Here is a 5,325-nt window from a genome sequence, read left to right as displayed (position 1 = left end):
CTGTAAGGGGCTTTCGAAAAAGGCGGCTACCTACTCTCCCACTTGGTATAGCAGTACCATCGGCGCAAACGGTCTTAACTTCCCTGTTCGGAATGGTAAGGGGTGGGCCCCGTCGCCATGGCCACCTAAGTTTTGGATCGGATATATCCGACCGCGGCCTTCGCCGCAATATCGTTGACATCAATGGAACAGGATCCTATAAAGGAAAGAAGCACTTATAGTATTATGTAAGTTTCGCAATAAAAAGAAAGAGGTTAAAGATCGTCGTGCGCCCCTCCGCAAGGGAAGGGCGTACGTATGCGCAAGCCTGACGGGCAATTAGTACTACTCGGCTACGGACATTACTGCCCTTCCACCTATAGCCTATCAACGTGGTCATCTCCCACGGCCCTTTAAAGAAATCTCATCTTGTGGCCGGTTTCGCGCTTATATGCTTTCAGCGCTTATCCGATCCCGACATAGCTACCCAGCGATGCTCCTGGCGGAACAACTGGCGCACCAGCGGTCGGTCCAACTCGGTCCTCTCGTACTAGAGTCAGATCCACTCAAATTTCTAACGCCCGCAGTAGATAGAGACCGAACTGTCTCACGACGTTCTGAACCCAGCTCGCGTGCCACTTTAATGGGCGAACAGCCCAACCCTTGGGACCTTCTCCAGCCCCAGGATGTGACGAGCCGACATCGAGGTGCCAAACCCCCCCGTCGATATGAGCTCTTGGGGGAGATCAGCCTGTTATCCCCGGCGTACCTTTTATCCTTTGAGCGATGGCCCTTCCATGCGGAACCACCGGATCACTATGCTCTTGTTTCCAACCTGATCGACCTGTATGTCTCTCAGTCAAGCGCCCTTGTGCCATTGCACTCTACACACGATTGCCAACCGTATTGAGGGCACCTTTAGAAGCCTCCGTTACTCTTTTGGAGGCGACCACCCCAGTCAAACTACCCACCACGCACTGTTCTCTCAGAAGAGAGTTAGGCCCCGGACAAGCAAAGGCTGGTATTTCAACAATGACTCCACCACACCTGGCGATGCAGCTTCAAAGTCTCCCAGCTATCCTACACATTGCTTGACCAAGGTCAATACGAAGCTATAGTAAAGGTGCACGGGGTCTTTTCGTCCCACTGCGGGTAACCGGCATCTTCACCGATACTACAATTTCACCGAGCTCATGGCCGAGACAGTGTCCAGATCGTTGCACCATTCGTGCAGGTCGGAACTTACCCGACAAGGAATTTCGCTACCTTAGGACCGTTATAGTTACGGCCGCCGTTTACTGGGGCTTCAATTCAATGCTTCGCCGAAGCTGACATCTCCTCTTAACCTTCCAGCACCGGGCAGGTGTCAGGCCCTATACGTCATCTTTCGATTTTGCAGAGCCCTGTGTTTTTGATAAACAGTCGCCTGGACCTCTTCACTGCGGCCCCCCATAAGGGGGCGACCCTTCTCCCGAAGTTACGGGTCTATTTTGCCTAGTTCCTTAGCCATGAATCTCTCGAGCGCCTTAGAATACTCATCCCAACCACCTGTGTCGGTTTACGGTACGGGCTGCTTCACTCGCTTTTCTTGGAAGTCGATATGCTGGATTATCACCTTGGCCGTGGCCTCGGTGTACTATCGGGGCATTGCTGCTCCCTTCAACGTACAATTCCGTCTGTACGCACCAACTTCTCGCCTCCGTCACTTTTAGCGTGAGCAGGTACAGAAATATTAATCTGTTGTCCATCCACTATCCCCTTCGGGTTCGCGTTAGGTCCCGACTGACCCCCAGCTGATTAGCATAGCTGGGGAAACCTTGGTCTTTCGGCGTGCGGGTTTCTCGCCCGCATTATCGTTACTTATGCCTACATTTTCGTTTGTAACCGCTCCAGCATCCCTCGCAGGTACGCCTTCGACGCAGTTACAATGCTCCCCTACCCCTCATATAAATATGAAGTCACGGCTTCGGTGATATACTTATGCCCGATTATTATCCATGCGGAACCGCTCGACCAGTGAGCTGTTACGCACTCTTTAAATGAATGGCTGCTTCCAAGCCAACATCCTGGCTGTCAATGCAGTTCCACCGCGTTATATCAACTTAGTATATACTTTGGGACCTTAGCCGGTGATCTGGGTTCTTTCCCTCTCGGACATGGACCTTAGCACCCATGCCCTCACTGCGCAGAAACATTTTATAGCATTCGGAGTTTGTCAGGAATTGGTAGGCGGTGAAGCCCCCGCATCCAATCAGTAGCTCTACCTCTATAAAACTATCTACACGCTGCACCTAAATGCATTTCGGGGAGTACGAGCTATTTCCGAGCTTGATTGGCCTTTCACCCCTACCCACAGGTCATCCCAAGACTTTTCAACGTCAACGGGTTCGGTCCTCCACTATGTGTTACCACAGCTTCAACCTGCCCATGGGTAGATCGCACGGTTTCGCGTCTACTACTACTGACTATGGCGCCCTATTAAGACTCGCTTTCGCTACGGCTCCGTTCCTGAAGAACTTAACCTTGCCAGTAAAAGTAACTCGTAGGCTCATTATGCAAAAGGCACGCCGTCACCCATATGGGCTCCGACCGCTTGTAAGCGTATGGTTTCAGGATCTATTTCACTCCGTTATTCACGGTTCTTTTCACCTTTCCCTCACGGTACTGGTTCACTATCGGTCTCTCAGGAGTATTTAGTCTTGGCGGATGGTCCCGCCGGATTCATACAGGGTTTCACGTGCCCCGCACTACTCAGGATACCACTATCTCAATGCTCTTTGCCTGTACGGGACTATCACCCTCTATGGTCGCTATTTCCAAAGCGTTCCAGTTCATCACATCTCGAATATCGTGGTCCTACAACCCCGCACATGCCGGAACATGTACGGTTTGGACTAATCCGATTTCGCTCGCCGCTACTATCGGAATCACTTTTGTTTTCTCCTCCTCCGGGTACTTAGATGTTTCAGTTCCCCGGGTTTGCCTCCTTGCGGATACTATATCTTCAATATAGTGGGTTGCCCCATTCGGATATCTACGGATCATATCGTGTGTGCCGATCCCCGTAGCTTTTCGCAGCTTATCACGTCCTTCTTCGCCTCTGAGAGCCTAGGCATTCCCCATACGCCCTTTTCCAGCTTGTCGCCAGATCTTTAATCTATTCTATCTTATTCGTACTCTTTACTTAATAAAGATTCGTGTTTCTTTCTTTTTTAGTCGATAATACACCTAAATGTATTACCTCCTGTTCCAATATGTCAATGAACGTTCAACAGTTAACAATTACCAGTCAACAATGAACAATTTAAAATTGTTTATCGTTAATTGAACATTGTCAATTGTAATGTGGAGAATATCGGAGTCGAACCGATGACCTCCTGCGTGCAAGGCAGGCGCTCTAGCCAGCTGAGCTAATCCCCCATTCCATAAGTCGGCAGTTGCCAGTTTACAGTTGACAGGTAGCACAACTTCTAAAATTTCCTTCAATATTTCAATATATGAACGTAATGCCCTACGGGCACCCTTTCCTTTTGTAGTCCCAGGCAGACTCGAACTGCCGACCTCTACATTATCAGTGTAGCGCTCTAACCAGCTGAGCTATGGGACTGTCCCTACTCCTTCCTTCCAGTATAAATACCTTATCGAAAAAGCAATTACTTGTATATCATGATTATGGAGATCATTTTTTTGAAACACTATTTAAAAGAAACTTGTTATTAAATCAAAAGACCGGGACCGTGGTTCCAATTCTTCGTTTCGCCAGGGACCGTCCTTAAAAGGACAATCTCTAGAAAGGAGGTGTTCCAGCCGCACCTTCCGGTACGGCTACCTTGTTACGACTTAGCCCTAGTTACCGATCTTGCCCTAGGCCGCTCCTTACGGTGACGGACTTCAGGCACTCCCGGCTTCCATGGCTTGACGGGCGGTGTGTACAAGGCCCGGGAACGTATTCACCGGATCATGGCTGATATCCGATTACTAGCGATTCCAGCTTCACGGGGTCGAGTTGCAGACCCCGATCCGAACTGTGACAGGTTTTATAGATTCGCTCCGCCTTGCGACGTGGCTGCTCTCTGTACCTGCCATTGTAGCACGTGTGTGGCCCAGGACGTAAGGGCCGTGATGATTTGACGTCATCCCCACCTTCCTCACGGTTTGCACCGGCAGTCCCGTTAGAGTCCCCATCATGACATGCTGGCAACTAACGGTAGGGGTTGCGCTCGTTATAGGACTTAACCTGACACCTCACGGCACGAGCTGACGACAACCATGCAGCACCTTGCAAATTGCCCGAAGGAAAATCTATCTCTAGACCTGTCAATATGCATTTAAGCCCTGGTAAGGTTCCTCGCGTATCATCGAATTAAACCACATGCTCCACCGCTTGTGCGGGCCCCCGTCAATTCCTTTGAGTTTCATTCTTGCGAACGTACTCCCCAGGTGGGATACTTATCACTTTCGCTTGGCCGCCCAGAACTCAAGGTTCCGGACAGCTAGTATCCATCGTTTACGGCGTGGACTACCAGGGTATCTAATCCTGTTCGCTCCCCACGCTTTCGTCCATCAGCGTCAGTATATAGTTAGTCACCTGCCTTCGCAATCGGTGTTCTATGTAATATCTATGCATTTCACCGCTACACTACATATTCCGGCAACTTCACTATAACTCAAGACCGACAGTATCAAAGGCAGTTCTACCGTTGAGCGGCAGACTTTCACCCCTGACTTATCGGCCCGCCTACGGACCCTTTAAACCCAATAATTCCGGATAACGCTCGGACCCTCCGTATTACCGCGGCTGCTGGCACGGAGTTAGCCGGTCCTTATTCTTACGGTACCGTCAGTAAGCTACACGTAGCTCTTTTTCTTCCCGTATAAAAGCAGTTTACTACCCATAGGGCATTCTTCCTGCACGCGGCATGGCTGGATCAGAGTCCCCTCCATTGTCCAATATTCCTCACTGCTGCCTCCCGTAGGAGTCTGGTCCGTGTCTCAGTACCAGTGTGGGGGATCCCCCTCTCAGGGCCCCTACCCATCGTAGCCTTGGTAAGCCGTTACCTTACCAACTAGCTAATGGGACGCATGGCCATCTTGTACCGCCCGAAGGCTTTAACCGTATCCCGATGCCGGGTCACGGTACTACGGGGCATTAATCCAAGTTTCCCTGGGCTATTCCCCTGTACAAGGCAGGTTCCATACGCGGTGCGCACCCGTGCGCCGGTCGTCATCTTGTGCAAGCACAAATGTTACCCCTCGACTTGCATGTGTTAGGCCTGCCGCTAGCGTTCATCCTGAGCCAGGATCAAACTCTTCATCGTTGTTTTGTAAATATTCGTCCCAACGAAA

General features: G+C 50.6%; 2 tRNA genes and 3 rRNA genes. All 5 read right to left on the bottom strand.

Features of this window, described 5'->3' with window-relative positions:
* Positions 1-17: 17 nt before the first annotated feature.
* Positions 18-129: ribosomal RNA gene (gene rrf, locus DCS95_RS19975) — 5S ribosomal RNA — on the bottom strand.
* Positions 130-297: 168 nt separating this feature from the next.
* Positions 298-3,124, bottom strand: a 23S ribosomal RNA gene (locus DCS95_RS19970).
* A 201-nt stretch (positions 3,125-3,325) separates the two neighbouring features.
* Positions 3,326-3,399: transfer RNA gene (locus DCS95_RS19965), tRNA-Ala, on the bottom strand.
* Between the two features lie 113 nt (positions 3,400-3,512).
* Positions 3,513-3,586 (bottom strand) — tRNA-Ile (locus tag DCS95_RS19960).
* Between the two features lie 184 nt (positions 3,587-3,770).
* A 16S ribosomal RNA gene (locus DCS95_RS19955) occupies positions 3,771-5,297 on the bottom strand.
* Together the 16S, 23S and 5S rRNA genes with 2 tRNA genes alongside form the textbook arrangement of a ribosomal RNA operon.
* Positions 5,298-5,325: the final 28 nt, after the last annotated feature.

It is taken from the genome of Maribacter litoralis (genome assembly GCF_003075045.1).
Lineage (GTDB): Bacteria > Bacteroidota > Bacteroidia > Flavobacteriales > Flavobacteriaceae > Maribacter > Maribacter litoralis.
Note: the sequence above shows the minus strand (reverse complement) of the source record. Positions and strands in the feature narration are given on the sequence as shown.